The organism is Bacillus sp. RE35 (assembly GCF_052146655.1).
GTDB classification, from domain to species: Bacteria; Bacillota; Bacilli; order Bacillales; family Bacillaceae_G; genus Bacillus_A; species Bacillus_A cereus.
This window is the reverse complement of sequence record NZ_CP197377.1, coordinates 85,001-87,500: the sequence shown is the minus strand read 5'-3', so window position 1 is coordinate 87,500 and position 2,500 is coordinate 85,001. Positions and strand designations below refer to the sequence as shown.

Sequence of the window (2,500 nt, the reverse complement as noted above, 5' to 3'; positions counted from 1 at the left end):
CCAATTGAGCTACGGGCGCATATGGTGCCGAGGGCGGGGGTCGAACCCGCACGGTGGTCACCCACCGCAGGATTTTAAGTCCTGTGCGTCTGCCTGTTCCGCCACCCCGGCATGTCATATTGAAAATTGGAGCGGAAGACGGGATTCGAACCCGCGACCCCAACCTTGGCAAGGTTGTATTCTACCACTGAACTACTTCCGCAAGACATGTTTGAGATATTTTATTAAAAGTGCGGGTGAAGGGAGTCGAACCCCCACGCCAAAGGCGCTAGATCCTAAGTCTAGTGCGTCTGCCAATTCCGCCACACCCGCATATTAATTAAAATGGTGAGCCATGAAGGACTCGAACCTTCGACCCTCTGATTAAAAGTCAGATGCTCTACCAACTGAGCTAATGGCTCTTACAATAAAAACTGGTGCCGACTAGAGGACTTGAACCCCCAACCTACTGATTACAAGTCAGTTGCTCTACCAATTGAGCTAAGTCGGCTAAATGGTGGAGGATGACGGGATCGAACCGCCGACCCCCTGCTTGTAAGGCAGGTGCTCTCCCAGCTGAGCTAATCCTCCGGATTGCCTGGCAACGTCCTACTCTCACAGGGACAAGGTCCCAACTACCATCGGCGCTAGAGAGCTTAACTTCCGTGTTCGGTATGGGAACGGGTGTGGCCTCTCTGCCATCATTACCAGACTGTATTCATTTAAGACAAGAATCATTGTAACTCATTTAACTTTTAAAGTCAACAAGTTTTTTATATTCTTTCAAAACTAGATAACATTGCTTCATATTATATGGTTAAGTCCTCGATCTATTAGTATTCGTCAGCTCCACATGTCACCATGCTTCCACCTCGAACCTATCAACCTGATCATCTTTCAGGGATCTTACTAGCTTACGCTATGGGAAATCTCATCTTGAGGGGGGCTTCATGCTTAGATGCTTTCAGCACTTATCCCTTCCGCACATAGCTACCCAGCTATGCCCTTGGCAGAACAACTGGTACACCAGCGGTGCGTCCATCCCGGTCCTCTCGTACTAAGGACAGCTCCTCTCAAATTTCCTACGCCCACGACGGATAGGGACCGAACTGTCTCACGACGTTCTGAACCCAGCTCGCGTACCGCTTTAATGGGCGAACAGCCCAACCCTTGGGACCGACTACAGCCCCAGGATGCGATGAGCCGACATCGAGGTGCCAAACCTCCCCGTCGATGTGGACTCTTGGGGGAGATAAGCCTGTTATCCCCGGGGTAGCTTTTATCCGTTGAGCGATGGCCCTTCCATGCGGAACCACCGGATCACTAAGCCCGACTTTCGTCCCTGCTCGACTTGTAGGTCTCGCAGTCAAGCTCCCTTATGCCTTTGCACTCTACGAATGATTTCCAACCATTCTGAGGGAACCTTTGGGCGCCTCCGTTACACTTTAGGAGGCGACCGCCCCAGTCAAACTGCCCACCTGACACTGTCTCCCGGGTCGATAAGACCCGTAGGTTAGAATTTCAATACAGTCAGGGCGGTATCCCACCAGCGCCTCCACCGAAGCTAGCGCTCCGGTTTCCATGGCTCCCGCCTATCCTGTACAAACTGTACCAAAATTCAATATCAGGCTACAGTAAAGCTCCACGGGGTCTTTCCGTCCTGTCGCGGGTAACCTGCATCTTCACAGGTACTATAATTTCACCGAGTCTCTGGTTGAGACAGTGCCCAAATCGTTACACCTTTCGTGCGGGTCGGAACTTACCCGACAAGGAATTTCGCTACCTTAGGACCGTTATAGTTACGGCCGCCGTTTACTGGGGCTTCAGTTCAGAGCTTCGCTTACGCTAACCCCTCTCCTTAACCTTCCAGCACCGGGCAGGTGTCACCCCCTATACTTCGCCTTACGGCTTCGCAGAGAGCTGTGTTTTTGCTAAACAGTCGCTTGGGCCTATTCACTGCGGCTTTCCGTTAAGAAAGCACCCCTTCTCCCGAAGTTACGGGGTCATTTTGCCGAGTTCCTTAACCAGAGTTCTCTCGCACACCTTAGGATTCTCTCCTCGCCTACCTGTGTCGGTTTGCGGTACAGGCACCTTTTATCTCGCTAGAAGCTTTTCTTGGCAGCGGGGAATCAAAGACTTCGCTCCATAAGGAGCTTCCCCATCACAGCTCAGCATACGCGATAAGCGGATTTGCCTACTTATCAGCCTAACTGCTTGGACGTGCACAACCAATCGCACGCTTCTTCTATCCTTCTGCGTCCCTCCATTGCTCAAACGATAAAGAGGTGGTACAGGAATATCAACCTGTTGTCCATCGCCTACGCCTGTCGGCCTCGGCTTAGGTCCTGACTAACCCTGAGCGGACGAGCCTTCCTCAGGAAACCTTAGGCATTCGGTGGACGGGATTCTCACCCGTCTTTCGCTACTCATACCGGCATTCTCACTTCTAAGCACTCCACCAGTCCTTCCGGTCTGACTTCACTGTCCTTAGAACGCTCCCCTACCACTGATACCATTGGTA

General features: G+C 51.8%; 7 tRNA genes and 2 rRNA genes (2 of these 9 cut by a window edge). All 9 read right to left on the bottom strand.

Going from position 1 to position 2,500, the window contains the following annotated elements:
• Positions 1–19 (bottom strand) — tRNA-Arg (locus ACTL4X_RS00480); it reaches 55 nt to the left of the window's first position.
• Between the two features lie 3 nt (positions 20–22).
• A tRNA-Leu gene (locus tag ACTL4X_RS00475) sits at positions 23–111 on the bottom strand.
• Between the two features lie 16 nt (positions 112–127).
• Positions 128–202, bottom strand: a tRNA-Gly gene (locus ACTL4X_RS00470).
• A gap of 29 nt (positions 203–231) precedes the next feature.
• Positions 232–312, bottom strand: a tRNA-Leu gene (locus ACTL4X_RS00465).
• 13 nt (positions 313–325) lie between these two features.
• Positions 326–401: transfer RNA gene (locus ACTL4X_RS00460), tRNA-Lys, on the bottom strand.
• A gap of 13 nt (positions 402–414) precedes the next feature.
• Positions 415–490 (bottom strand) — tRNA-Thr (locus tag ACTL4X_RS00455).
• Between the two features lie 4 nt (positions 491–494).
• Positions 495–570, bottom strand: a tRNA-Val gene (locus ACTL4X_RS00450).
• Between the two features lie 5 nt (positions 571–575).
• Positions 576–691 (bottom strand): 5S ribosomal RNA (gene rrf / locus ACTL4X_RS00445).
• Positions 692–792: 101 nt separating this feature from the next.
• Positions 793–2,500, bottom strand: a 23S ribosomal RNA gene (locus tag ACTL4X_RS00440); it runs 1,214 nt beyond the window's last position.